Origin of the sequence: Serratia sp. JKS296, from assembly GCF_900215445.1 — a bacterium.
GTDB classification, from domain to species: domain Bacteria; phylum Pseudomonadota; class Gammaproteobacteria; order Enterobacterales; family Enterobacteriaceae; genus Serratia; species Serratia marcescens.
The window spans coordinates 3,777,515-3,802,366 of the sequence record NZ_OCMX01000001.1; the positions used below are offsets into that span (position 1 = coordinate 3,777,515).

A 24,852-nucleotide genomic window follows, 5' to 3' on the forward strand; every position below is an offset into this window, starting at 1 on the left:
CAGTTGCCTCAAGACTCTCCCCGTTTCGCCGCCTCGAACGCCGCCAGCGTCTCCAGGCGGGCTTGCTTATGATCGACGATCGGCAGCGGGTAATTCAGCACGCATGGCTGCTTTTCCGCCCAACGGTGAGGATGATGGATGTCATTGTCGGGCACATCCGCCAGTTCCGGCAACCATTTACGGATAAAAGTGCCTTGTGGATCAAAACGTTCACCCTGCGTCGTCGGGTTGAAGATGCGGAAATACGGCGCGGCGTCGGTGCCGGTGGACGCCGCCCACTGCCAGCCGCCGTTGTTGGCCGCCAGATCGCCGTCCAGCAGTTGCGACATGAAGTAGCGCTCCCCGGCCCGCCAGTCGATCAGCAGATCCTTCACCAGGAAACTGGCGCTGATCATGCGCAGCCGGTTATGCATCCAGCCGGTGGCGTTCAGTTGGCGCATGGCGGCATCGACGATCGGGTAGCCGGTCTCGCCCCGCTGCCAGGCCTGCAGCTTCGCCGCGTCATCGCGCCAGCGCACTTTGTCCGTCCAGGCGATAAACGGCCGATGGCGGCACAGCTCGGGATAGGCCACCAGCAGATGGCGGTAGAACTCTCGCCAAATCAGCTCGTTCAGCCAGGCGAAAGCGCCGCTCTCACGATCTTCCAGCAACCGTGGGCATTCGGCGCGCAGGCGATTGAAGCACTGGCGCGGCGACAGCGCGCCAATCGCCAGATAGGGCGACAGGCTGCTGGTGCCGGCGATGGCGGGCAGATCTCGCTGGCGAAGGTAATCCTGCACTTGCTCACGGCAAAAGGCGCGCAGGCGTTGCAGTGCGGCCTCCTCGCCGGCGGGATAGCCATCCCCAACCTCCGCCGCGGGGTAATCGAACGCCGCCGGCGCCTCAGGCGCAGGCAACGCGCCACCGGCACGGGTTTTAGGCGCCGGCAGGCAGCTGAGATCGGACTCGGTCAGGCGCTGAATGAAAGCGTTGCGAAACGGCGTATAGACCTTGTACATCTCGCCGCCGCCGGTTTGCACGCTGCCCGGCGGCAACAGCAGGCTGTCATCGAAACCGCGGCACGCCATCCGGTCGCTCAATCGCTGTTCCAACCGCGCATCGCGGCGCCGTTCATTCAGTTCGTACTGGCGATTGTAAAACAGCGCATCTACCTGCTCTCGCTCGCAATAGTCCGCCAGCCAGTCGATCGACGAGGCAAAGTCCGTGCCAGCATGGCAATGCAGCGCAATGCCTTTTTGCGCCAACGCCTGCTGCACCGCCCGCAGGCTGGCGTGGATCAGCGCCGCCTGCCGCGGCGCCATCTCATGTTGCCGCCACTGCTGCGGGGTGGCGATAAACACCGCCAGCACCCGGGCTTCGGGATCGCTGCAGGCGGCGTGCAGCGCTTTGTTGTCGGTGATACGCAGATCGTTACGCAACCAGACCAGATGCGTGGTCATAAAACTCCTTGTCAATCAATGGCCGTAACGCAAACGCAGCGCCTCCGGGTAAGGTTCGAAATAACGTTGTTCCGCCAGATAGCGGTCGGGGTATTCCGCCATGTAATGCTTAAGCAGCGCGATCGGCGCCAGCAGCGGCTGCATGCCCTGCCGATAACGGTCGATCAGGTGCGCCAGTTCCTGACGCTGCGCCGCGCTGAGCTGACGGCGGAAGTAGCCCTGCACGTGCATCAGCACGTTGGTGTGGTTGCGCCGCGTTGCTTTGTGCGCCAACAGTGCCATCAGGCGACTGCGGTATTCCACGGCGAAGGCCTCCAGCGAGTCCCAGCGGTGAATATCGGCGACGAAGCGCCCCAGCTCGCGATAAGCCGGCTGCGAATGCGCCAACAGTGAAAGCTTGTAGCGGCTGTGAAACGCGATCAACCCGCCGCGGGTCAGCCCCTGGCGCCACAGCATATTCAGCTCATACAGCGCGTACACCCGTTCAATGAAGTTTTCCCGCAATGCCGCATCCTGCAATCGTCCGTCTTCTTCCACCGGCAGCCACGGCATCTGACGCAGCAGTTCAGCGGTAAACAGCCCGACGCCGTTTTTACGCGAGTCTTTACCGTTCTCGCTGTAGACCCGCACCCGCTCCAGTCCGCAGCTCGGCGACTTGGCGCAGACGATATAACCGCACAGGTGCTGCAACGCGGCCACGCGCTGCGAGGAGAAACTGCGCATCTCCTCAGTCAGATCCACGCCGGCGTCGTTGCTGTAACGCATCGCCGGCCACGGCTGCGCCTGTTTCACCAGGCGCAGCGCCGGGCGCGGCGTAGGCAGACCAATCGCCATTTCCGGGCAAACGGGCTCAAAGCGCACATAGGGCGCCAACTGTTCCACCGCAAAGGCCAGCCGCTTATGGCCACCGTCGAAACGCACCGCATCGCCCAGTAAACAGGCGCTGATGCCGATAGGGATCTTGTCACTCATACCGCTCTCCCGCGTTGTTAGCCGATTGAGGAAAGTGTAGAAGAATGGCTTGCCGAATACGACCTTGCGCTTGATAGGGGCGGCTATAGGCATAAAAAAACCCCCGCCGCAGGGCGAGGGTTTTTCGTGAATCAGTAGTGGCTCAGTAGAAATCGCAGGACGCCAGTTCCGCCTGCTGCAGCCAGACCGGCTTATCGCTGGTTTTTGACCAGACGCGGTGCAGGTAGCTGTAAAAACGCCCGCGATCGCTGCGGAACAGCATCACCGGCAGGGCCAAAATGCCCGCGATCACCACTGCGCTGCGGCGCAGGAGAATCCGATGCAATGAATAAGCGTGATAGGTCGTAGACATGCGAACCTCCTTAAAAACGCCTGCCGTTGATTTGTCAGGGAAAACGGCGTCGGCGTATCAAATGAACAATCGGTAATTTGGTAACTGGACAAAATTTTAGCGCACTTGATGAAAGTTTACTACTCATCCGACCACTAAATCGCACAAAAAATCGCTAATCACCATGCTGATTCGTAATTTTGTTACAATCAAGTTAATTTTTAACTAAACATGGGTTACATTGTGGTTATTATTCGGTTCTTCATCCCACGCCTCAGCCCCTGCTTATTCACACATCAGGCGCAATCTCGCCGCAAGCAGACTGCCTGAAATGGCCAATTTCCGCTGAAATTTCAGTCATTTTTATACTTTTTTTACACCCGCCCGCGCGATTTTTTCATCTTCTTTCTACCCCTCTCCCTACACTGCCTCTATCAAAAACAACACCTCTGGAGGTGTCCCGTGAGTTTCAGCGTTATTGGTGGTGCGCTGTTGGTTCTGCTGCTGTTGGCCTATCTGGTCTACGCCCTGTTTAACGCGGAGGATTTCTGATGGCGGCTTCAGCTTTTTTACTGATCGCCAGTTTCCTGCTGGTGCTTCTGCTACTGGCACGGCCGCTGGGCGGTTTTATGGCGCGCCTGATCGAGGGTGAGCCGCTGCCTGCGCTGCGCGGGGTGGAAGCCGGGGTCTGGCGCGCCTGCGGCATCCGCGCCACCGAAATGAACTGGTGGCAGTACGCGCTAGCGATCCTGGCGTTTAACCTGCTCGGCCTGGCGCTGCTGTTCGCCCTGCTGATGACGCAGGGCTCGCTGCCGCTCAACCCGCAAGGCTTCCCGGGCCTCTCCTGGGATCTGGCGCTCAACACCGCCGTCAGCTTCGTCACCAACACCAACTGGCAGGCCTACAGCGGTGAAAGCGCCCTCAGCTATTTCAGCCAGATGGCCGGACTGGCGGTGCAGAACTTCGTCTCCGCCTCCACCGGCATCGCCGTGGCCTTTGCGCTGATCCGCGCCTTCACCCGCCGCGCCGGCACGACCGTCGGCAACGCCTGGGCCGATCTGTTCCGCATCACGCTGTATGTGCTGCTGCCGATCGCGCTGGCGATCGCCCTGTTCTTCGTCAGCCAGGGCACGCTGCAAAACTTCCTGCCTTACCTGCACATCACCACGCTCGAAGGCGCGCAGCAGACGCTGCCGATGGGGCCGGTGGCCTCGCAGGAAGCGATCAAAATGCTCGGCACCAACGGCGGCGGCTTCTTCGGCGCCAACTCGGCGCACCCGTTCGAGAACCCAACCGTGCTGACCAACTTCGTACAAATGCTGGCCATCTTCCTGATCCCCTGCGCGCTGTGCTTCTCCTTCGGCCAGTTGGCCGGTGAAAACCGCCAGGGCCATGCGCTGATCTGGGCGATGGCGCTGATCTTCGTGGTGGCGGTGGTGGTGGTGATGGTCGCCGAGCTGGCGGGCAACCCGCACCTGAGCGCGCTGGGCGCCGACAGCAACATCAATATGGAAGGCAAAGAGTCGCGCTTCGGCATTCTCGCCACCAGCCTGTTCTCGGTGGTGACCACCGCCGCGTCCTGCGGGGCGGTCAACGCCATGCACGACTCTTTCACCGCGCTGGGCGGCATGGTGCCGATGTGGCTGATGCAGATCGGTGAAGTGGTGTTCGGCGGCGTCGGCTCCGGCCTGTACGGCATGCTGCTGTTCGTGCTGCTGACGGTGTTTATCGCCGGCCTGATGATCGGCCGCACCCCGGAATACCTGGGCAAGAAGATCGACGTTTACGACATGAAGATGACCGCGCTGGCGATCCTGGTCACGCCGACGCTGGTGTTGCTGGGCAGCGCGCTGGCCATCGGCACCGACGCGGGCCGCGCCGGCATCCTCAACCCGGGCGCCCACGGCTTCAGCGAAGTGCTGTACGCCCTGTCTTCCGCCGCCAACAACAACGGCAGCGCCTTCGCCGGGTTGAGCGTCAATACGCCGTTCTACAACCTGCTGCTGGCCTTCGCCATGTTCGTCGGCCGCTTCGGGGTGATCCTGCCGGTGCTGGCGATCGCCGGTTCGCTGAGCGCCAAGCAGCGTCAGCCGGCGGGCAACGGCACCCTGCCGACCTATGGGCCGCTGTTTATCGGCCTGCTGATCGGCACCGTGCTGCTGGTGGGTGCGCTGACCTTCGTGCCGGCGCTGGCGCTGGGCCCGGTGGCCGAGCATTTGCAGCTTTGGTTGGCAAACTAACCGACGTCACAGAGAGAGAATAAGAGATGACTCGCAAACAACGCGCGCTGTTTGAACCGGCCCTGGTGCGCACCGCGCTGATCGATGCGGTGAAAAAACTGGACCCTCGCGTTCAATGGCGCAACCCGGTGATGTTCGTGGTGTATATCGGCAGCCTGCTGACCACCGCCATCTGGCTGGCTATCCTCGCCGGCCAAACCGACGGCGCCGCCGCCTTTACCGGCAGCGTCGCCCTGTGGCTGTGGTTCACCGTGCTGTTCGCCAACTTCGCGGAAGCGCTGGCCGAAGGGCGCAGCAAGGCCCAGGCGGAAAGCCTGAAAGGCACCAAGAAAACCAGCTGGGCGAAAAAGCTGGCCGGCCCGCGCCGCGACGGCGCCACGGAGAAAGTGGCCGCCGAAAGCCTGCGCAAGGGCGATATCGTGCTGGTGGAAGCCGGCGACACCATCCCGTGCGACGGCGAGGTGCTGGAAGGCGGCGCTTCGGTGGATGAAAGCGCCATCACCGGCGAATCCGCCCCGGTGATCCGCGAATCCGGCGGCGACTTCTCCTCGGTCACCGGCGGCACCCGCGTGCTGTCTGACTGGCTGGTGGTGCAGTGCAGCGTCAACCCGGGGGAAACCTTCCTCGATCGCATGATCGCCATGGTGGAAGGCGCCAAGCGCCGCAAAACGCCGAACGAGATCGCGCTGACCATCCTGCTGGTGGCGCTGACCATCGTGTTCGTGTTGGCCACCGCCACCCTGTTCCCGTTCTCGCAATACAGCGTCGAGGCGGCCGGCAGCGGCAGCGTGGTCACCATCACCGTGCTGGTCGCATTGCTGGTTTGCCTGATCCCCACCACCATCGGCGGCCTGCTGTCCGCCATCGGCGTGGCCGGGATGAGCCGCATGCTCGGCGCCAACGTGATCGCCACCAGCGGCCGCGCGGTGGAAGCCGCCGGCGACGTGGACGTGCTGCTGCTGGATAAAACCGGCACCATCACGCTGGGCAACCGCCAGGCGTCGGAGTTCCTGCCGGCGCCGGGCGTGAAAGAGCAAGAGCTGGCGGACGCCGCGCAGCTGGCCTCTCTGGCGGACGAAACGCCGGAAGGCCGCAGCATCGTGGTGTTGGCCAAACAGCGCTTTAACCTGCGCGAGCGCGATCTGCAGGCGCTGAACGCCACCTTCGTGCCCTTCTCCGCCCAGACCCGCATGAGCGGCGTCAACGTGCAGGAACGCATGATCCGCAAAGGCGCAGTGGATGCCATTCGCCGTCACGTCGAATCCAATCAGGGCCACTTCCCGCGGGCGGTGGACGACCTGGTGGAAAGCGTGGCGCGCACCGGCGGCACGCCGCTGGTGGTGGCGGAAGGCGCCCGGGTGCTGGGCGTGGTGGCGCTGAAGGATATCGTCAAAGGCGGCATCAAAGAGCGCTTCAATGAGCTGCGCAAGATGGGCATCAAAACGGTGATGATCACCGGCGATAACCCACTGACCGCGGCGGCGATCGCCGCCGAAGCCGGAGTGGACGACTTCCTGTCGGAAGCCACGCCGGAAGCCAAGCTGGCGCTGATCCGCCAGTATCAGGCGGAAGGCCGTCTGGTGGCGATGACCGGCGACGGCACCAACGACGCCCCGGCGCTGGCGCAGGCCGATGTGGCGGTGGCGATGAACTCCGGCACCCAGGCCGCCAAAGAGGCGGGCAACATGGTCGATCTGGATTCCAACCCGACCAAGCTGATCGAAGTGGTGCACATCGGCAAACAGATGCTGATGACGCGCGGCTCGCTGACCACCTTCAGCATCGCCAACGACGTGGCCAAATACTTCGCCATCATTCCGGCGGCGTTCGCGGCCACCTATCCGCAGCTGAACGCGCTGAACGTGATGCATCTGCATTCCCCGGCCTCCGCCATCATGTCGGCGGTGATCTTCAACGCCCTGGTGATCGTGTTCCTGATCCCGCTGGCGCTGAAAGGGGTGAGCTACAAACCGATGAGCGCCGCGGCCCTGCTGCGCCGCAACCTGTGGCTGTACGGAGTCGGCGGCCTGCTGGTGCCGTTCGTCGGCATCAAACTGATCGACCTGATCCTGGTCGCGCTGCACGTCGCCGGTTAACCATTGAGGGAAATGAACATGACGTATTTACGACCTGCGCTGGTGATGGTGATCCTGCTGACACTGATCACCGGCATCGCCTATCCGCTGCTGACCACCGGGCTGGCGCAGCTGCTGTTTTCGGGCTCGGCTAACGGTTCGCTGCTGTACCAGGGCGACAAGGCGGTCGGCTCCGCGCTGATCGGCCAAAACTTCACGCGCGCCGACTATTTCTGGGGCCGCCCGTCGGCCACCGGCGATTCGGCCTATAATCCACTGGCCTCCGCCGGCAGCAACCTGGCGGCCACCAACCCGGCGCTGGATAAGGCTATCGCCGAGCGCGCAGCGCAGCTGCGCCAGGCCAATCCTGCGATGCGTGGCCCGATCCCGGTGGATCTGCTGACCGCCTCCGGCAGCGGGCTGGATCCACAGATCTCGATCGCCGCGGCGCGCTATCAGCTGGCGCGGGTCGCGGCGGCGCGTCATCTGCCGCCGGAACAGATCGCCAAACTGATCGAAGACAACACCGATCGGGCCACGCCCAACTTCATGGGCGAATCGGTGGTGAACGTGTTGAAGCTGAACCTGGCGCTGGATGCGTTGAAGTAACGCGCCGTATTCAGCATAGTGATAGGGTTCGGCGTGCCGAACCCCTTTTTGCTTGGTAACACAAGGAATTGCCATGGTCGAAGAAGAACAGCAGCGTCCCGATCCCGATAGCCTGCTGGCGCTGGCCAATGAAAAACCGCGCGGCCGGTTGAAGGTATTCTTCGGCGCCTGCGCCGGCGTGGGCAAAACCTACGCCATGCTGCAGGAAGCCCAGCGCTTGCGCGCTCAGGGGCTGGATGTGCTGGTCGGCGTGGTGGAAACCCACGGCCGCAACGAGACCGCCGCCCTGCTCGACGGCCTGGCGCTGCTGCCGCAAAAACGCATCCAGCACCGCGGGCGACTGGTGCATGAATTCGATCTCGACGCCGCGCTGGCGCGCCACCCGGCGCTGATCCTGATGGACGAACTGGCGCACAGCAACGCCCACGGTTCGCGCCACCCCAAACGCTGGCAGGATGTGGAAGAGCTGCTGGACGCCGGCATCGACGTGCTGACGACCGTCAACGTGCAACATCTGGAAAGTCTGAACGACGTGGTGGGCGGCGTGACCGGCGTGCGGGTGCGCGAAACGGTGCCCGACCACGTGTTTGACGAGGCCAGCGAAGTGGTGCTGGTCGATCTGCCGCCGGACGATCTGCGCCGACGGCTGCACGAAGGCAAAGTGTATATTCCCGGCCAGGCCGAGCGCGCCATCGAGCATTTTTTCCGTAAAGGCAACCTGATCGCTCTGCGCGAGTTGGCGCTGCGCCGCACCGCCGATCGGGTCGATGATCAGATGCGCGAGTTTCGCGACACCCAGGGGCGCGAGAAAGTGTGGCACACCCGCGACAGCATTCTGCTGTGCGTCGGCCACAGCAGCGGCAACGAAAAGCTGGTGCGCATCGCCGCCCGGCTGGCGGCGCGGCTTGGCTGCCATTGGCATGCAGTCTACGTGGAAACCCCCAAGCTGCACCGGCTGCCGGAAAACCAGCGCCGCGCCATTCTGCGCGCGCTGCGGCTGGCGCAGGAGCTGGGCGCCGAAACCGCCACCCTGGCCGATCCGTCCGAAGAGCGCGCGGTGCTGCGCTACGCCCGCGAGCATAACCTCGGCAAAATCATCATCGGCCGCCGCAGCGAGCAGCGCTGGAAACTGCGCGGCAGCTTCGCCGATCGCCTCGGCCGGCTGGGCTCGGATCTCGATCTGGTGATCGTGGCGCTGGACAGCGACGCCGCGCAGCCCCCGCCGGGCAAGGAGCACGACGGCCGCAGCTTCAATGAGAAATGGCGCATGCAGCTGCGCGGCTGCGCGGTGGCGATAGCGCTGTGTGCGCTGATTACCCTGCTCTCGCAGTGGCTGCTGCCGGGCTTCGATCAGGCCAACCTGGTGATGGTCTACCTGCTCGGCGTGGCGATCGTCGCGCTGTTCTTCGGCCGCTGGCCGTCGGTGCTGGCGGCGGTGATCAACGTCGCCAGCTTCGATCTGTTCTTCGTCCAGCCCGAATGGTCGTTCGCCGTCAGCGATATGCAGTATCTGCTGACCTTCGGCGTGATGCTCGCCGTCGGCATCATCATCGGCAACCTGACCGCCGGGGTGCGTTATCAGGCCCGGGTGGCGCGCTATCGCGAGCAGCGGGCGCGTCATCTGTACGAAATGTCGCGCGGGCTGAGCCGCGCGCTGACCGTGGCCGACATCGCCAACACCAGCCGTCATTTCCTCTCCAGCAGCTTCCAGGCGAAAACCGTGCTGCTGCTGCCGCAGGAAGACGGCCGGCTGCAGCAAATGATCGGCGAGGAAGGCGGACTGCTGTCGGTAGACGAAGCCATCGCGCGCTGGAGTTTCGACAAAGGCTTGCCGGCCGGCGCGGGTACCGACACCCTGCCCGGCGTGCCTTACCAATTGCTGCCGCTCAATACCCCCAAACAGACCTTCGGCCTGTTGGCGATCGAACCCAACAACCTGCGCCAGCTGATGGTGCCGGAACAACAGCGGCTGCTGCAAACCTTCGCAGTGCTGATCGCCAGCGCGCTGGAACGGCTGCACCTGGCGCGCAGCGCCGAAGAAGCCAAGCTGGACGCCGAACGCGAACAGCTGCGCAACTCGCTGCTGGCGGCGCTGTCGCACGATCTGCGCACCCCGCTGACCGTGTTGTTCGGCCAAGCGGAAATTCTCACGCTGGACCTGGCGGCCGAAGGCTCCAATCACGCCACCCAGGCCAGCCAGATCCGCCAGCAGGTGCTGAGCACCACCCGGCTGGTGAACAACCTGCTGGATATGGCGCGCATCCAGTCCGGCGGTTTCAGCCTGCGTAAAGAGTGGCAGTCGCTGGAAGAGATCGTCGGCGCCTCGCTGCACATGCTGGAGCCGCTGCTCAGCCAGCATCCGATCGAGGTCGAGCTGCCGCCGGAACAGATCCTGGTCAACTGCGACGGCAGCCTGCTGGAACGGGTGTTCACCAACCTGTTGGAAAACGCCAATAAATACGCCGGCGCCGAGGCCACCATCGGCATTCGCGCCCGCACGCTGCCCGAGTGGCTGGAAGTCGAGGTCTGGGATAACGGCCCCGGCATCCCCGCCGATCAGCTGCAGCTGATTTTCGACAAGTTTTCACGCGGCAATAAAGAGTCGGCGATCCCCGGCGTAGGCTTGGGGTTAGCGATTTGTCGTGCCATTATTGAAGTGCATGATGGCCGCATCTGGGCGGAAAACGGCGCCAACGGCGGCGCCAGCTTCCGCTTCGTGCTGCCGCTGGAAAAACCGCCCGAGATCGACGGCGACGCCTTCGATCTGTAATCAACGCAGGGGAAACGTGAGCATAACGCCAACCAACATTCTGATTGTTGAAGATGAAAAAGAAATCCGCCGCTTCGTGCGCACCGCGCTGGAGAGCGAAGGCCTGCGGGTGTTTGAAAGTGAAACGCTGCAGCGCGGGCTGATTGAGGCCGGCACGCGCAAACCGGATCTGATCATCCTGGATTTGGGGTTGCCGGATGGCGACGGGCTGAGCTACATCCGCGATCTGCGGCAGTGGAGCGCCATTCCGGTGATCGTACTGTCGGCGCGCAACGCCGAAGAGGACAAAATCGCCGCGCTGGACGCCGGCGCCGACGACTATCTCAGCAAACCGTTCGGCATCGGTGAGCTGTTGGCGCGGGTGCGGGTCGCGCTGCGCCGCCACTCCGCCAACCAACAGGAAAGCCCGCTGGTGAGCTTTTCGGCGATCACCGTCGATCTGGTGAATCGCCGGGTGCTGCGCAACGACGAAGATCTGCACCTGACGCCGATAGAATTTCGCCTGTTGGCGGAGCTGCTGGCCAACGCCGGCAAGGTGATTACCCAACGCCAGCTGTTGAGCCACGTCTGGGGGCCGAACTACGTGGAACACAGCCACTACCTGCGCATCTACATGGGCCATTTGCGGCAGAAGCTCGAAGCCGATCCGGCCCGGCCCAAACACCTGCTGACCGAAACCGGCGTCGGCTACCGTTTCATGCCTTAACCCCGGCGAGCGCGGTGTGCCGCGCCTTTACGCCGCCGGGCCTTTCTTCAATCCGACCATAAATTCCTTAAACGCCTCGCGCAGCGGAGCGAACACCGGGTGTTTGCGGTTTTCGATCATCACTTCGGAGAACAGTTTCAACCCCACGGCGAAGGCCGCGCTCTGCTCGGGGCCGAAGTTCAGATCGTCACGCGCCCGAATGCGCTCGACGATCTCGAGAATATCGTCATGATTGGTCACCTCAAAACTCAGCGGTGCCTTCTCGACGGGGTTGCCCTGGCGGTCGCTCAGGGCTTCAACGGTAATGTTAAAACGGTGGCCGGGCATCAGTTATCCTCCTGCTGCGTGGGTTGAATGTGCATTTCGCTTTCGATCGCCGCCACGGCGGTCAGCAACGCGGCGTTGATGCGCTCCACCTGCTGCGGCGTGAGATCGGCGCGCATCACGTTGCCGCGCAGCAGGCTGCGCAGACGGTTCATGGCGTCGTAAATGCCTTCCGCCAGGTTGCCGTGCCGATGATGCTCGCGGCCGGCGCCCGCCAGACGCGCCAGAATGATGTCAACCACCTGTTGATGCTTTTGCAGCTCGCCCTCACCCGCCGTGGTGATGCGGTAGCTTTTTCGGCCGTTGCCGGTGGTGAGCGGTTCGAGAAAATCCTGTTCTTCCAGCAGCGTCAGCGTGGGGTAAATCACCCCCGGGCTCGGCACATACAGGCCGGAAGAGGCTTCCTCGATCGCCTTGATCAATTCGTATCCGTGGCTGGGCTTGCGCGCCACCAGCGCCAGCAACACCAGGCGCAGATCGCCGTGTTCGAACAGACGATGACGCCCGCCCCGGCCGCCGCGCCCACCTCGGCCGTGCTCTTCGCCTTCGCCGCCGAAGTGATGACGCCCGCCGCGATGACGGCGCCCCTCTTCGCACGCATGAGGGTGGTGGTGATGCCGGTGTAAACCTAATCGATGAAACATAGGGTGATACCTCGCTTTAACAGTGAACATCAATACGAGGTTGTTTAGATATATCTAAACAGCGTCGATAACGCTAATCTAGATCGATATATCTAAATGCGCAAGCGCGTGCCGTGAAAAAGATATATCTAAATTGCAGGCATAAAAAAAGCGCTGTAAAAACAGCGCTTTTTATCCATCAAGAAAAGCGATTACTTGGCGGAAGCCAGCACTTCGCTGACGATCTCGACCGCTTCGTGCTCAATCTTCTCGCGGTGTTCCGCCCCGAGGAAGCTCTCGCAGTAGATCTTGTAAGCCTCTTCGGTGCCGGAAGGACGGGCCGCGAACCAGCCGTTGTCGGTCATGACTTTCAGGCCGCCGATCGACGCGTCGTTGCCCGGCGCCGCAGTCAGACGTGCGGTGATCGGATCCCCGCCCAGCGTACTGGCCTTGACCATCTCCGGCGACAGCTTGGACAGCGCCGCTTTCTGCGCATGGGTTGCCGGCGCCTGGATACGGTTGTAGCTCGGCGCGCCGAAGCGCTTGGCCAGATCGTCATAATGATGCTGCGGGTTCTCACCGGTTACCGCGGTGATTTCAGCCGCCAGCAGGCACATGATGATGCCGTCTTTGTCGGTCGACCACGGCTGGCCGTTGAAACGCAGGAACGAGGCCCCGGCGCTCTCTTCACCGCCGAAGCCCAGGCTGCCGTCGAACAGGCCGTCCACGAACCATTTGAAACCGACCGGCACTTCCACCAGCTTGCGGCCCAGGTCAGCCACCACGCGGTCGATCATCGCGCTAGACACCAGCGTTTTACCTACCGCCACATCGGCGCCCCACTGCGGGCGATGTTGGAACAGGTAGTTGATGGCTACCGCCAGATAGTGGTTCGGGTTCATCAGGCCTTTCGGCGTGACGATGCCGTGGCGGTCATAATCCGGATCGTTGGCGAACGCCAGATCGAATTTGTCGCGCAGCGCCAGCAGGCCGGCCATCGCCGACTCGGACGAGCAATCCATGCGGATGATGCCGTCGTGGTCCAGGTGCATGAAGCGGAAGGTCTGATCGATGGAGTCGTTCACCAGCGTCAGATCCAGCTTGTAGTGTTCCGCTACCCGCTGCCAATAGGCGATGCCGGAGCCGCCGAGCGGATCCACGCCCAGCTTCAGGCCGGCGCGTTGAATGGCCGGCATGTCGACCACGTCAACCAGCCCTTCGACATAAGGCTGCACCAAATCTTTGGCGTGCAGGTGGCCGCTGTTCCAGGCCTTGTCCAGCGACTGGCGCTGAACGCCTTTCAGCTGCTGCGCCAGCAGTTCGTTGGCGCGCTTTTCGATCACCGACGTCAGGTTGGTGTCAGCCGGGCCGCCGTTCGGCGGGTTGTATTTGATGCCGCCGTCTTCCGGCGGGTTGTGGGACGGCGTAATGACGATGCCGTCAGCCTGCGCGCCGCCGCGGCGGTTGTGGCACAGAATGGCGTGCGATACCGCCGGCGTTGGCGTGAAGCCGTTGTTTTCCTGCACGATCACATCGACGCCGTTGGCGGTCAGCACTTCCAGCACGGAAATAAAGGCCGGCTCGGACAGCGCATGGGTGTCTTTGCCCACGTAGCACGGGCCGGTGGTGCCCTGCTGATGACGAACTTCGGCGATCGCCTGAGCGATGGCGAGGATGTGCGCCTCATTGAAGCTGTGGCGCTGCACGCTGCCGCGGTGGCCGGAAGTGCCAAACTTCACCGCATGTGCGGCATTGCCGGCTTCCGGTTGCAGCACATAGTACTGCGACGTCAGCTGGGCTACGTTGATCAGATCGCTTTGACGGGCGGGCTGCCCGGCACGTGGATTATTCGCCATCGACATATCTCCCTCATCCCTGTCGGTGACCGGGCAAATACGTCGCGCACGGCCATCATGACGGGCTGTTCGCTAAATTAGACGGTACCGCAAACTTTCTCGATCAGTTCCGCCGGGAACTGCATCGCCTGCATGATGTGTTCGATCATGCTGCGCTTGCGGCCGGTATTGGTATTGGTGATCACCCAGTAAGGGGTGCCCGGCACATGCTTCGGCTTGGTGTGCGTGCCGTTGGCCAGCAGGGTCTGCTGATCGCCGGCGAAATAGGTGCGGGTGCGGCCGGTCAACGCCTCGGTGGCGGCGGCGAAACCGGCGGCATCGAGGGTGTACAGCGTGGACAGCACCAGCATGAAACGGTTGACCGCTTTGTTCTGCTCGGCGTATTCATCCGACAGCAGCAGTTCACGCACGGCGCGTACGCGATCGCGCGGGCGCTGAACCGGCGCCGCTTTTTCCAGTTCGACGGACGACGACGCACTGGCGGCAGGCAACGCGCGCACCGGCTGACCGGCGGTGAATTTCAACATGCGGCGTAAAATATCGGACGCGCTTTCACCGATGTGTTGCGTGTGGCTGGCAATATAACGGTAAAGCTCTTCGTCGACTTCAATAGTTTTCATCTTTATCCAATACTGTTTTTTCTACTTAGAACCTGAAGCCAGATCCTGCATTCAAGCCATGGGATTATAAGGTTAAAAGCGCTGGGGCGAACACAACAATGTGCCTCCGGACGGCAAATGCAGACTAATACCTATAGCCGGCACTGCCAAGCCCGCGCCGCGAAAATTCCGCATGATTCATCGTGCGATTCAATCATGATACCCTAATCTGAATCTCTCTCAGTATGAACTTCGCCATGAAATTACATTATCAACTGCTGGCCGCCGAGTCAGACGCGCTGCCGGTGCTGCTGATCCACGGCCTGTTCGGCAATCTCGACAACCTGGGCGTGCTGGCGCGCGATCTCCATAAACAGCACAGTGTGATCAAGGTCGATCTGCGCAACCATGGCCTCTCCCCGCGCGCCGACGACATGAACTACCCCGCCATGGCGCAGGATCTGCTGGCGCTGCTCGACGAACTGCAGCTGGAGAAAGCGATCGTCATCGGCCACTCGATGGGCGGCAAAGCGGCGATGGCGCTGACCGCCATCGCGCCCGAGCGCATCGCCAAGCTGATCGTCATCGACGTCGCGCCGGTGGATTACCAGACCCGACGTCATGACGAGATCTTCACCGCGCTGAAGGCCGTCAGCGCCGCCGGCATCACCCAGCGCCAGGCGGCCGCCCAGTTGATGCGCGACTACCTGCAGGAAGAAGGCGTGATCCAGTTCCTGCTGAAGTCCTTCCATAACGGTGAATGGCGCTTCAACCTGCCGGTGCTGATCGAACGCTACGAAGACATCACCGGCTGGCAGGAAGTCCCGGCCTGGCCACACCCGACCCTGTTCATTCGCGGCGGCCTGTCGCCGTACGTGCAGGACAGCTACCGTGCAGACATCGCCCGCCAGTTCCCGCAGGCCCGCGCGCACGTCGTCGCCGGCACCGGCCATTGGGTGCACGCCGAAAAACCGGAAGCGGTGCTGCGCGCCATCCACCGTTTCCTCGGCGAAGCCTGAAAAATACGTTAATCTGGCGAAAAAACGCGCTAAAGATAACGGCTTAGCGCGTTTAGCCCGCAGTTAGGCATTGTCGCCGCTCCATCTGCTGGGGTAATATGGCGCGCTATAATTTTGCCGCCGCGCCAGCGCGTTCGCGAACGCCGGTTCGGGGGTAAATTTGGGTTAGGGTTTATTGGCCCGAAGTGTGTTAATCGATGCCTCCGGAAGCGTGCGAGCGCTTTTTGATGCAAACTCCCTTGCAGTACCGCTACCTATGGCAAAAGAACAAACGGATCGCACGACGCTGGATCTGTTCGCAGATGAACGCCGTCCGGGGCGCCCGAAAACCAACCCGCTTTCCCGCGATGAACAGCTTAGAATCAATAAGCGCAATCAGTTACGGCGCGATAAAGTGCGCGGATTGCGGCGCGTAGAGCTGAAAATCAACGCGGATGCGGTGGACGCCCTGAACAAACTGGCGGAACAGCGCAACATCAGCCGCAGCGAACTCATCGAGCAGATGCTGTTGGCGCAACTGGCGGAAGAACAACCGGAACATTGATCTCTTCGGCCGCACGCGCGGCGCGGCGTTAAGGACAACGCCGGATCGACCACGCTTTTCTTCATCCTTCGGCATCGCATAAATGCGATAAAACCCCGGCGCCACTTTCTGGCATGATACGCATTTACCGGTAAGAGACTGCGCCTGTCGGCGCCCGCCACCATGGCGAAAGGCTCTTGTCATGGCATCATTTTAATCGGCGGCAGTGCCGGCGCCGAGTAATGCAATTAATTGAATTTAAAGGTTATACGCGATATGGCTACTGTAGGCATTTTCTTTGGCAGCGACACTGGCAATACCGAAAACATTGCCAAAATGATCCAGAAAATTCTTCAGAAACAGTTTGGCGACGATGTCTCAGAAGTGCATGACATCGCCAAAAGCAGCAAAGAAGACCTGGAAGGGTTCGATATCCTGCTGCTGGGTATCCCGACCTGGTACTACGGTGAAGCGCAGTGTGACTGGGATGATTTCTTCCCGACGCTGGAAGAAGTCGATTTCAACGGCAAACTGGTGGCGCTGTTCGGCTGCGGCGACCAGGAAGACTACGCGGAATATTTCTGTGACGCGATGGGCACCATCCGCGACATCATCGAACCGCGCGGCGCGGCCATCGTGGGCCACTGGCCGACCAAAGGCTACCACTTCGAAGCATCCAAAGGCCTGGCGGACGACAACCACTTCATCGGTCTGGCGATCGACGAAGACCGTCAGCCGGAGCTGACCAATGAGCGCGTGGACGCCTGGGTCAAACAGATCGTCGAAGAGCTGAGCCTGGCCGATATCGTCGGCTAAACGCCGGTACTGGCGAAAGGTTGAACAAAGGCCCTGTAAAGTGCATAGTGTGCCGACAGGGCCGTCATCGGCAACAGGGATTGCTGCGATAGAAGCTACAGATTTGTAACTTCCCACCCCGTCACGGTAGACTGAGATATCGGTTTATCCCATCCATCAAGGCGTTGCATGCAAAACATGCAATAGTGCAATTATATCTTTGTTAACAACCGGCGGTTTCCATTTAGTACAACCGGTTCTATAATGAGACGCATTAACTCTTTGTGCCGACCGATGCCACAGGCGAGTACGCCTCAACTTGATTAGCATAGTAACAGGACTGAATTCGCATGACCGACAACAACATCGCATTGAAGAAGGCCGGCTTAAAAGTCACGCTTCCGCGACTCAAAATCCTGGAAGTACTGCAAAATCCGGAATGCCATCACGTCAGTGCGGAAGATTTGTACAAAAAACTGATTGATATGGGCGAAGAGATCGGCCTGGCGACGGTTTATCGCGTACTGAACCAGTTTGACGATGCGGGCATTGTGACACGTCACAATTTCGAAGGCGGCAAGTCCGTGTTCGAGCTGACCCAACAACATCACCACGATCACCTGATTTGCCTGGACTGCGGCAAAGTGATCGAATTCAGTGATGAATCCATCGAAGTGCGCCAGCGTGATATCGCCAAGCAGCACGGCATCAAGCTCACCAACCACAGTCTGTACCTGTACGGCCACTGTGAAACCGGTGACTGCCGCGAAGACGAATCGCTGCACGACAAGAAATAAGCCTGACCGGCTATGAAAAACCGCCTCACATTGGGGCGGTTTTTTTATGCCCGCCGTACAACGGGCAAAAAAATCCCCGGACAAGCCGGGGGAAGATCATGTCATGAAATACTACAATTGCAGCGGCACTGCGACTCCACGTACTGCTCTCACTTCAACATCCGCCCCACGCCGGCACGCGCGGGGGCGAACGCATTCCCCCTTCATTATGATGCGGGCCACCGCCAGAACCACGGGCCCCGGAGCCAGACCTAGACCTTCTCGGCGCGGCTGTAGCGTTTACCGTCCGGGCTGACCGAACGCACCTGCACTTCACCGGAGACCGCCGGCTTGGCCTTGGCGTCATAGCGCTGCCACTGCTTGCCGCCGTCGGTGGAATACTCGATGCCCAATCCCGGCAGCGCGATATTCGCTTCCAGCTTGCCGCCCGCCACGCGGGCGCCCGGCACCGGCAGACGATAAGCGACGCCGCCTTTGTCCAGCTTGGCCAGTTCACGTTGGCCCAGGATATTGGCGAAGCGCAGCCAGTCTTTCTCCAGCGCCTGGGTATCGACAAAGTGGGTTTCCCCGCCTTTGTATTCGCGGCCGGCGCGATAGTCCTGCTCCCAACCGGCGCGGTGCCAGGCGCGTTCCGCCACCGAAAGCGCGCGCGGGAAGATCATGTATTCCATCTGCGGATCGGTGCGCTGGGTTTCGCTCCACAGCTGAGCGGACAGACCGTAGGCGCCCGGCCACGGCTTGTCGCTTTTGGCGTTGAAGTGGTTGCCGTCGCGGTCGACCGAGGTTTCCGCGTTCTGCGGCATGTTGTCCGGCGCGAAGCTGAACACCTTGCGCTCGTCGCTGAAGCGGGTGCCCCAGTAGTAACCGCGCTCGTCCGGATTCACCTCGTAAGGGAAGTCCATGTAGACGTAGTCCGGGTTGGAAACCACCACTTCATACCCTTTATTGGCCCAATCGTTAACGCTGTCGAAACCGCCCCAATACAGGGTGTCCCAGAAGTTGACGCCCACGCGCGAGGTGGCGAACGCCTTCGAACTTTCGGCGTCTTTCAGGCCGTCTTGCCAGGCCTGCATTCTGTCGATGCCGTGCGCCTTCACCAGCTTGCTGACCTCTTGGCCGAAGTAGCTCGGCAGGTGCTCCATGTCGGCTACTTTGCCCTCTTTGATCATCGTCTGGCACACCTGCGACTTGGCCCACGGCTTGTCTTCATTACTCTGGTCAATGATGCCTTTACCCGGTTCCGGTTTCGCCTTGTCGGTATAGCCGGCGCCCAGGCGGATGTTTTTCGCCTCATCGCCGCCAAAGTGCCAGGTCTTGATCGGCTGCCCGGCTTCTTTATGCATCTGGGCAATCTCGCCGATCACCTTGTCGACAAAGCGCTGGGAGGAATCCAGGCACGGGTTCAGGTAGCTCTGGCGGTTAAAGAACTGCACGGAGGTGGTGTTGGAGGTATCGGTCGGATCCACCAGACGGAATTCGTTGGCCTCCTGCTCTTTGCCAGCGGCATGCAGCTTTTTATAGCGCGCTTCCATCGAAACCACCGCGGCGCGGGCGTGCGCCGGCATGTCGATCTCCGGGATCACTTCAATCTGGCGCGCCTGGGCGTATTTGATGATGTCGATGTAGTCCTGACGGCTGAAGAAGCCGCCGTAGACGTCCGGCCCCTGGCCGTACTGCGGCAGCAGGCAGGTGGTTTCGCTCAGATCGTGGCAGCGCTGGCCGCCGACTTCCGTCAACTCAGGCAAGCCGGGGATCTCGATGCGCCAGCCTTCGTCATCGCTCAGGTGGAAGTGGAATTTATTGAGCTTGTAAGCCGCCATCTGATCCAGCAGACGCAGCACCGCGTCCTTCTTATGGAAGTTGCGCGCCACGTCGAGGAAAATGCCGCGATACGGGAAGCGTGGCGCATCGCTGGCGTCCAGCGTGGCGATCTTGCCGCTGCCGTCGCTCGGCACTAACGACAGGATCGACTGCAGCCCGTAGAACACCCCGGCCTGATCGAAGCCGATCACTTGCGCCTCTTTCTTGCCGATTTTCAGCTCATAGGCGCCCGATACCGCCATCGCGCCTTTAAACTTGCCCGGCTGGATATCGGTCTTGATCGGGTAACCGTTGGTCTGAACCGGCACGCCCAGCAGCGCGAAACGCTGACTGACGACGTCCGCCGCCGGCTTGACCAGCGTGCTCAGATCCAGCGCCACCCCTTTGCGCAAGTCGGCGTCCTGTGCGTGGACCTTCACCTGCATCGGCGTCGGCACGATCTTGCCGCGCAGCGCGCCGGCGGGCAGCGTCTGCAGATCGGCATTGCTGACAAAGCGCGAAGCCGGCGTCATCAGAATGTTTTTGTCGTCCTTGGTGCGCTTCCACTGGTCGCCGGTGAACGGCGCCACAAACTGATCCAGGTTTTCGGTGTCGGTATTCGCCAGCATTTTCGGCTTAGCGTCGCCGGAGGTGGCATACCAACGCGGCAGGAAGTCGTTTCTGAACAACTGCCAGTATTCGGCGACCACCGGGATTTCCACCGCCTTACCGGCCGGGAAACCGCTGAATTTGGCGGTCGGCTCCAGCTTGTACAGATCGCCGGTCAGATGCGCGATCTTGAACTGGTCGTTGTCCACCCGCAAGGTCTGCCGCGGGCTGTGGAAATAGATGACCCAGTCTTTGCCGTCGATCGCCTGGCCGTCGTTGCTGAGGGTGAACAACACCCGGTTGCAAGAAGCCCAGTCAGCGCCCAGCGCCGCGCAATCCACGCCGTTTTCGCCGGCGCGGTTATCCAGCATTTTCACGTTCAGCTTCAGCTGGCTCAGTTGATCCACCAGCTGTTGATCGGCCATGGCGCTCCCCATACCGCCCAGGAATCCCATCGTTGCCGTCAAGGCGGCAAGCGCGCTCAGTTTGAATGCGTTCATCTTCTCATCCTTCTTAATTATTGTTATCGCGAATTTCTTGCCACAGCTTGCCGCACTTGGCGTCATAAGCCTGACCGTTACCGCTGTGAACCGCCATAATGCAGTTCTGATAATCCATCACCCGCACCGTTTCCTGCTCAGCAAACTGCTGGTGCTGTTTTTCTTGTTTCAGCACGTTCAGCACCGACTTGCAGGGCTGCAGACGCTCCGGCGAACCTTCGGCGGTGTTGATGCAGGCGCTGTAAGCCTGCTTCAATTTGGCGTCTTCCGGCGGTGCGGCGGGTTGCGCACAGGCGCTCAAGGCCGCGGCGGCCGCCAACATCAGCATGATTTTTTTCATCGTTGAATTCCCTTAACTGCCCCCGGCGGCGAGGCCGGGGAACGCATCAGAAGATGGTGAATGGCGCGATGACCATGAACTTGACGTCTTTCTCGTCCTGGAAGATGTTGCCGTAACCGCCGCCCCAGCTCGGGATGTTGGTGTGGTTGTCATACTGGGTATAGTGCAGCTTGATCAGGGTGCCCTTGGCGCGCCCTTCCTGGATGGTGTACATCGCGTCCAGGCTCCAGGCGCTCTCTTTCAGGCGCTGGCTCTGATCGTAGATTGGGTTGGTGCTCGGCTTGGCGTCCCAGGCGTAAACGTAGGAGCCGCCGACCGCCATGCCCGGCAGGTTCCAGTTGCTGAGGTCGTACATCACGCCGGCGTACACCGCTTTCTCGCCGTTGGCGTTAAAGTCGGAGCGGTTGTCCCACCACACGTCCAGACGGCCGTTGGATGAGGCGTAGGTCGGGGTCATACGCTGCAGGAAGAAGCCCTGGTTGCCTTCCGCCTTGACCATGGTGCCTTCCAGACGCCAGTTGAACTGGCCGGTGGTGTAACCGAAGGTCAGCGCCTGCAGCCAGGCCAGGCCGTCGTAGATGCTGTTCGGATCGTTCTTGTCGCTGATGCGGTCTTCCGCGCCGTAGAACTGGTAACTGGTGGTCAGCGGGTTGCCCAGCAGATCGAATTTGTAAGACGCCTTGGTGAAGTACTGATTCACGTACCCCTGGGCTTGGCCGAAAGCGGCTTCCAGCACCAGATCGTTTTTGAAATCGTACTTGGCGCCCAGCGAGTGCAGATAGGAGACGCGGGTTTTCTTATCATTCTGGCGGAAGTCGTCCACCTCGATATGCCACGGCGCCTTGTATTTGTCGGCCCACATGTAGGAGAAGCTCAACGCGCCGGCATCGCCGTAGTCGAACTTGGCGCCGGCCTCGGCGCCCTGATAGGTGCCCGGCATAAAGCTCCAGTGCGGCGCCAGCAGGGTTTGGCCGCTCGGCTGAATGTAGCCGGCGCGCGCCCAGACCGGGCCGTATTTGAATTTGGCGGCGGCTTTGTACAGGCTGATACCGCCTTTATCACCGGAGTAGTCTTCGTCGTAGGTACGGTTCTTCGAGGAGAACGCGATTTCGTTCGGGTGACCGCTGGCGCTGGATTCAGCCAGTTCGATGGCGGTAAAAGTGCCGACGTCCAGACCGAACATGTCCCAGGCGTAGCCCGACGCGAAATCCAGGCTCAGGTTGGCGGTGGAATGCGACAGGTTGGTGGTGTATTGGTTGTAATCCTTGCTGTCCGGATTGAGATCTTTACGGTCACGCTCACGTTGCCAGTAATAGATGCCGCCGGTCAGCGTGGAATCATCGATAAACCCTGCGGCTTTCGCCTCAGGCGCCATGGCAAACCCTGTTCCCAACAGCGCGCCCGCGACTGCGAGCGCCAGCGTTTTACGCTGAGCACCGTGCGTACCCATAGTGAAATTCCTCTTTGACTTAACTTAAAAGTTGCAGCCGCCTGTGTTCACCACTGCCCTGCACGACTGCCAATAAAAAACCCGAACGGGTAAAAAAAATTGCCGACGAGATGTTATTCCCACAGCACTAATTGCTACAGACAGACTATTTTTCGCGACGCGAATTATCAAACAAAAAATGCGGGAGATTTGTCAAAGTATGACAAGCAGCACATATCAGTGATATTTTGTTACGCCGGTGTTCATGGAAGGTATCGAATAAAAAATTCAATTAAATCAGAATAAATTGAGATACAAGGTCAACCAGAGACGATTAATGGTTTCAGCCTGGCCGAATTCGTCAGCCAGAAGATAAAATCTGAGAGCGCTCTCTAAATGAAATTAATTCGCATCACGAATATATAAGCAAAAATTAAGAATATTAAACCCAATATCAGAAAACTTATTGATTAACGCACCGCGGTTAATTAAACACGGCCCGGAATAACTCGGCAGGAATAGATGATTTGCTCAATGGCAGACATAAAAAAAGCGCGGTCTAAGCCGCGCTGATTCATTAATTTTCGAGGCGAATAAGATTAGCCTTCGATTTTCGCCCAGGTATCACGCAGGCCGACGGTGCGGTTAAACACCAGATGATCGGCCGACGAGTAACGGTTGTCGGCGCAGAAGTAGCCTTCACGCTCGAACTGGTAGGCCTTCTCCGGCTGTGCGGCCGCCAGACTCGGCTCGACGAAGCCGTGCTTGATGACCAGCGATTCCGGGTTGATGGTGGAGAGGAAATCCTCCGCCGCGCCTGGGTTAGGCACGCTGAACAGGCGATCGTACAGGCGAATTTCCGCCGGCAGCGCGTGCGCCGCGGACACCCAGTGGATCACGCCCTTCACCTTGCGGCCGTCGGCAGGATCTTTGCTCAGCGTTTCCGCATCGTAGCTGCAGAAAATGGTGGTGATCTCGCCCGCTTCGTCCTTCTCGACGCGCTCGGCCTTGATCACGTACGCATTGCGCAGACGCACTTCCTTGCCCAGCACCAGACGCTTGTACTGCTTGTTGGCTTCTTCGCGGAAGTCGGCGCGATCGATATAGATCTCGCGGCTGAACGGCACATCGCGGCTGCCCATTTCCGGCTTGTTCGGGTGGTTAGGCATGGTGACCATTTCCACCGCATCGCCCATGTTCTCGATGACGACTTTCACCGGATCCAGCACCGCCATAGCGCGCGGGGCGTTCTCGTTAAGATCGTCGCGAATGCAGGACTCCAGCGCCACCATCTCGACGTTGTTGTCTTGCTTGGTCACGCCGATGCGCAGGCAAAACTCGCGAATCGAGGCGGCGGTATAACCGCGACGGCGCAGGCCGGAGACGGTCGGCATGCGCGGGTCATCCCAACCTTCGACGATCTTCTCGGCCACCAGCTGGTGCAGCTTGCGCTTCGACATGATGGCGTATTCGAGGTTGAGACGCGAAAACTCGTACTGCCGCGGGTGGCAAGGAATGGTGATGTTATCCAGCACCCAGTCATACAGACGGCGGTTATCCTGGAATTCCAGAGTACACAGCGAATGGGTGATCCCTTCCAGCGCATCGGAAATGCAGTGGGTGAAATCGTACATCGGGTAGATGCACCATTTGTTGCCGGTCTGGTGGTGTTCGGCGAACTTGATGCGGTACAGCACCGGATCGCGCATCACGATAAACGGCGAAGCCATATCGATCTTGGCGCGCAGGCAGGCGGCGCCTTCGGCGAACTCGCCGTTGCGCATCTTCTCGAACAGCGCCAGGTTCTCTTCCACGCTGCGGTCGCGGTACGGGCTGTCTTTGCCCGGCGCGGTCAGGGTGCCGCGATATTCACGGATCTGCTCCGGCGACAGCTCATCGACGTAGGCCAGCCCCTTGGTGATCAGCTCAACCGCATACTGGTGCAGCTGATCGAAATAGTCTGAGGAGTAATGAACGTTGCCGCTCCACTCAAAGCCCAGCCACTCCACGTCGTGCTTGATTGACTCCACGAACTCGATGTCTTCTTTCACCGGGTTGGTGTCATCGAAACGCAGGTTGCACTGGCCCTGATAGTCCTTGGCGATGCCGAAGTTCAGGCAGATGGACTTGGCGTGGCCGATATGCAGATAGCCGTTAGGCTCCGGCGGGAAACGGGTATGTACCGACGTGTGTTTCCCCGACGCCAGATCTTCATCGACGATCTGACGGATAAAATTGGTTGGGCGGGCTTCAGCCTCACTCATTTCACTGTTCCTCAATGCAAAGCGCTACACATAACCGCCTATGATCCAACAAGCCACGTCTGGAAACAACCGTTTGTTTCACGAAAAATGCGGCATATTGCACCCTCGACGCGCAGCGCGCCGCCGTGGCGCGAAACGGGATAAAAAAAGCGGGAAGAGATCGCTCTCTTCCCGCCAAGTCGGGGCAAACTCCGCCATGATGCGTGACCGGCCCCGGGTACTACTCAGGTAA

At 60.6% G+C, this 24,852-nt stretch carries 21 protein-coding genes; 10 read left to right on the plus strand and 11 right to left on the minus strand.

Translation table 11 applies throughout. The features are described 5' to 3' along the window. Positions 1–8: 8 nt before the first annotated feature. The 3 genes from phrB to CRO23_RS18150 all read right to left on the minus strand — a co-directional run bounded on the left by phrB (position 9) and on the right by CRO23_RS18150 (position 2,763). Positions 9–1,439 carry a deoxyribodipyrimidine photo-lyase gene (gene phrB, locus CRO23_RS18140; RefSeq protein ID WP_097102604.1) on the minus strand — a complete coding sequence of 477 codons (1,431 nt, stop codon included), beginning with the start codon at positions 1,437–1,439 and terminating at the stop codon, positions 9–11. A 15-nt stretch (positions 1,440–1,454) separates the two neighbouring features. Next, a complete protein-coding gene (locus tag CRO23_RS18145) occupies positions 1,455–2,411 on the minus strand; it encodes a YbgA family protein (protein ID WP_016928741.1) in 957 nt (318 codons plus the stop codon). Positions 2,412–2,553: 142 nt separating this feature from the next. Next, the gene (locus tag CRO23_RS18150; RefSeq protein WP_004939916.1) at positions 2,554–2,763 is read right to left on the minus strand and encodes a YbfA family protein; all 210 of its coding nucleotides are present in this window, start codon (positions 2,761–2,763) and stop codon (positions 2,554–2,556) included. A gap of 441 nt (positions 2,764–3,204) precedes the next feature. On the opposite strand from CRO23_RS18150, the gene CRO23_RS24800 reads away from it, so the two are divergent. The 6 genes from CRO23_RS24800 to kdpE all read left to right on the plus strand — a co-directional run bounded on the left by CRO23_RS24800 (position 3,205) and on the right by kdpE (position 11,142). Beyond that, complete coding sequence (locus tag CRO23_RS24800) at positions 3,205–3,294, plus strand: K(+)-transporting ATPase subunit F (RefSeq protein ID WP_016928742.1); 90 nt, start codon at positions 3,205–3,207, stop codon at positions 3,292–3,294. Beyond that, positions 3,294–4,982 carry a potassium-transporting ATPase subunit KdpA gene (kdpA, locus tag CRO23_RS18160; protein WP_016928743.1) on the plus strand — a complete coding sequence of 563 codons (1,689 nt, stop codon included), beginning with the start codon at positions 3,294–3,296 and terminating at the stop codon, positions 4,980–4,982. Before CRO23_RS24800 ends, kdpA begins: the two co-directional genes overlap by 1 nt. 26 nt (positions 4,983–5,008) lie before the next feature. Next, the gene (gene kdpB, locus CRO23_RS18165) at positions 5,009–7,078 is read left to right on the plus strand and encodes a potassium-transporting ATPase subunit KdpB (RefSeq protein ID WP_016928744.1); all 2,070 of its coding nucleotides are present in this window, start codon (positions 5,009–5,011) and stop codon (positions 7,076–7,078) included. Between the two features lie 18 nt (positions 7,079–7,096). Continuing rightward, the gene (kdpC, locus tag CRO23_RS18170; RefSeq protein ID WP_049300339.1) at positions 7,097–7,666 is read left to right on the plus strand and encodes a potassium-transporting ATPase subunit KdpC; all 570 of its coding nucleotides are present in this window, start codon (positions 7,097–7,099) and stop codon (positions 7,664–7,666) included. A gap of 73 nt (positions 7,667–7,739) precedes the next feature. Then, on the plus strand, positions 7,740–10,436 hold the full coding sequence (gene kdpD, locus CRO23_RS18175; RefSeq protein WP_097102608.1) for a two-component system sensor histidine kinase KdpD: 2,697 nt from the start codon (positions 7,740–7,742) through the stop codon (positions 10,434–10,436). A 16-nt stretch (positions 10,437–10,452) separates the two neighbouring features. Beyond that, a complete protein-coding gene (gene kdpE / locus CRO23_RS18180; protein WP_016928747.1) occupies positions 10,453–11,142 on the plus strand; it encodes a two-component system response regulator KdpE in 690 nt (229 codons plus the stop codon). Positions 11,143–11,169: 27 nt separating this feature from the next. Here the strand turns inward: kdpE and CRO23_RS18185 are convergent, their stop codons facing one another. The 4 genes from CRO23_RS18185 to seqA form a co-directional block, all read right to left on the minus strand. Then, a complete protein-coding gene (locus CRO23_RS18185; RefSeq protein ID WP_004939927.1) occupies positions 11,170–11,469 on the minus strand; it encodes a DUF3861 domain-containing protein in 300 nt (99 codons plus the stop codon). Continuing rightward, positions 11,469–12,110, minus strand: coding sequence for a PadR family transcriptional regulator (locus CRO23_RS18190; RefSeq protein ID WP_097102610.1), 642 nt, complete (start codon positions 12,108–12,110; stop codon positions 11,469–11,471). Before CRO23_RS18190 ends, CRO23_RS18185 begins: the two co-directional genes overlap by 1 nt. A gap of 191 nt (positions 12,111–12,301) precedes the next feature. Further along, a complete protein-coding gene (gene pgm / locus CRO23_RS18195; protein WP_097102612.1) occupies positions 12,302–13,945 on the minus strand; it encodes a phosphoglucomutase (alpha-D-glucose-1,6-bisphosphate-dependent) in 1,644 nt (547 codons plus the stop codon). Between the two features lie 77 nt (positions 13,946–14,022). Further along, positions 14,023–14,565 carry a replication initiation negative regulator SeqA gene (gene seqA / locus CRO23_RS18200; RefSeq protein ID WP_016928751.1) on the minus strand — a complete coding sequence of 181 codons (543 nt, stop codon included), beginning with the start codon at positions 14,563–14,565 and terminating at the stop codon, positions 14,023–14,025. A 224-nt stretch (positions 14,566–14,789) separates the two neighbouring features. On the opposite strand from seqA, the gene ybfF reads away from it, so the two are divergent. From ybfF to fur, 4 genes are all read left to right on the plus strand, one after another. Then, positions 14,790–15,563: an esterase gene (ybfF, locus tag CRO23_RS18205; RefSeq protein WP_016928752.1), complete on the plus strand. Its 774-nt coding sequence runs from the start codon at positions 14,790–14,792 to the stop codon at positions 15,561–15,563. Between the two features lie 256 nt (positions 15,564–15,819). After that, entirely contained in the window at positions 15,820–16,107 is a 288-nt protein-coding gene (ybfE, locus tag CRO23_RS18210; RefSeq protein WP_004939936.1) for a LexA regulated protein, read from the plus strand. A 255-nt stretch (positions 16,108–16,362) separates the two neighbouring features. Further along, positions 16,363–16,902, plus strand: a complete 540-nt coding sequence (gene fldA, locus CRO23_RS18215; protein ID WP_004939938.1) for a flavodoxin FldA — start codon at positions 16,363–16,365, stop codon at positions 16,900–16,902. 329 nt (positions 16,903–17,231) lie between these two features. Beyond that, a complete protein-coding gene (gene fur, locus CRO23_RS18220) occupies positions 17,232–17,678 on the plus strand; it encodes a ferric iron uptake transcriptional regulator (protein WP_004939939.1) in 447 nt (148 codons plus the stop codon). A gap of 251 nt (positions 17,679–17,929) precedes the next feature. On the opposite strand, the gene CRO23_RS18225 is transcribed toward fur, so the two are convergent. The 4 genes from CRO23_RS18225 to glnS form a co-directional block, all read right to left on the minus strand. Then, entirely contained in the window at positions 17,930–20,587 is a 2,658-nt protein-coding gene (locus tag CRO23_RS18225; RefSeq protein ID WP_016928753.1) for a beta-N-acetylhexosaminidase, read from the minus strand. 13 nt (positions 20,588–20,600) lie between these two features. Further along, complete coding sequence (chiQ, locus tag CRO23_RS18230; protein WP_016928754.1) at positions 20,601–20,927, minus strand: ChiQ/YbfN family lipoprotein; 327 nt, start codon at positions 20,925–20,927, stop codon at positions 20,601–20,603. Between the two features lie 46 nt (positions 20,928–20,973). After that, positions 20,974–22,377 carry a chitoporin ChiP gene (gene chiP, locus CRO23_RS18235; protein ID WP_016928755.1) on the minus strand — a complete coding sequence of 468 codons (1,404 nt, stop codon included), beginning with the start codon at positions 22,375–22,377 and terminating at the stop codon, positions 20,974–20,976. A gap of 578 nt (positions 22,378–22,955) precedes the next feature. After that, complete coding sequence (gene glnS, locus CRO23_RS18240) at positions 22,956–24,620, minus strand: glutamine--tRNA ligase (RefSeq protein ID WP_016928756.1); 1,665 nt, start codon at positions 24,618–24,620, stop codon at positions 22,956–22,958. Positions 24,621–24,852: the final 232 nt, after the last annotated feature.

Excerpts from the sequence above, each read along its gene's own strand:
- kdpA (WP_016928743.1), top strand. The coding sequence starts at position 3,294 with ATGGCGGCTTCAGCTTTTTTACTGATCGCCAGTTTCCTGCTGGTGCTT.
- pgm (WP_097102612.1), bottom strand. The coding sequence starts at position 13,945 with ATGGCGAATAATCCACGTGCCGGGCAGCCCGCCCGTCAAAGCGATCTG.
- CRO23_RS18190 (WP_097102610.1), bottom strand. The coding sequence starts at position 12,110 with ATGTTTCATCGATTAGGTTTACACCGGCATCACCACCACCCTCATGCG.
- CRO23_RS18150 (WP_004939916.1), bottom strand. The coding sequence starts at position 2,763 with ATGTCTACGACCTATCACGCTTATTCATTGCATCGGATTCTCCTGCGC.
- fldA (WP_004939938.1), top strand. The coding sequence starts at position 16,363 with ATGGCTACTGTAGGCATTTTCTTTGGCAGCGACACTGGCAATACCGAA.
- kdpC (WP_049300339.1), top strand. The coding sequence starts at position 7,097 with ATGACGTATTTACGACCTGCGCTGGTGATGGTGATCCTGCTGACACTG.
- CRO23_RS18145 (WP_016928741.1), bottom strand. The coding sequence starts at position 2,411 with ATGAGTGACAAGATCCCTATCGGCATCAGCGCCTGTTTACTGGGCGAT.
- chiQ (WP_016928754.1), bottom strand. The coding sequence starts at position 20,927 with ATGAAAAAAATCATGCTGATGTTGGCGGCCGCCGCGGCCTTGAGCGCC.
- kdpD (WP_097102608.1), top strand. The coding sequence starts at position 7,740 with ATGGTCGAAGAAGAACAGCAGCGTCCCGATCCCGATAGCCTGCTGGCG.
- fur (WP_004939939.1), top strand. The coding sequence starts at position 17,232 with ATGACCGACAACAACATCGCATTGAAGAAGGCCGGCTTAAAAGTCACG.
- phrB (WP_097102604.1), bottom strand. The coding sequence starts at position 1,439 with ATGACCACGCATCTGGTCTGGTTGCGTAACGATCTGCGTATCACCGAC.
- CRO23_RS18185 (WP_004939927.1), bottom strand. The coding sequence starts at position 11,469 with ATGCCCGGCCACCGTTTTAACATTACCGTTGAAGCCCTGAGCGACCGC.
- seqA (WP_016928751.1), bottom strand. The coding sequence starts at position 14,565 with ATGAAAACTATTGAAGTCGACGAAGAGCTTTACCGTTATATTGCCAGC.
- ybfF (WP_016928752.1), top strand. The coding sequence starts at position 14,790 with ATGAACTTCGCCATGAAATTACATTATCAACTGCTGGCCGCCGAGTCA.
- kdpB (WP_016928744.1), top strand. The coding sequence starts at position 5,009 with ATGACTCGCAAACAACGCGCGCTGTTTGAACCGGCCCTGGTGCGCACC.
- CRO23_RS18225 (WP_016928753.1), bottom strand. The coding sequence starts at position 20,587 with ATGAACGCATTCAAACTGAGCGCGCTTGCCGCCTTGACGGCAACGATG.
- glnS (WP_016928756.1), bottom strand. The coding sequence starts at position 24,620 with ATGAGTGAGGCTGAAGCCCGCCCAACCAATTTTATCCGTCAGATCGTC.
- ybfE (WP_004939936.1), top strand. The coding sequence starts at position 15,820 with ATGGCAAAAGAACAAACGGATCGCACGACGCTGGATCTGTTCGCAGAT.
- chiP (WP_016928755.1), bottom strand. The coding sequence starts at position 22,377 with ATGGGTACGCACGGTGCTCAGCGTAAAACGCTGGCGCTCGCAGTCGCG.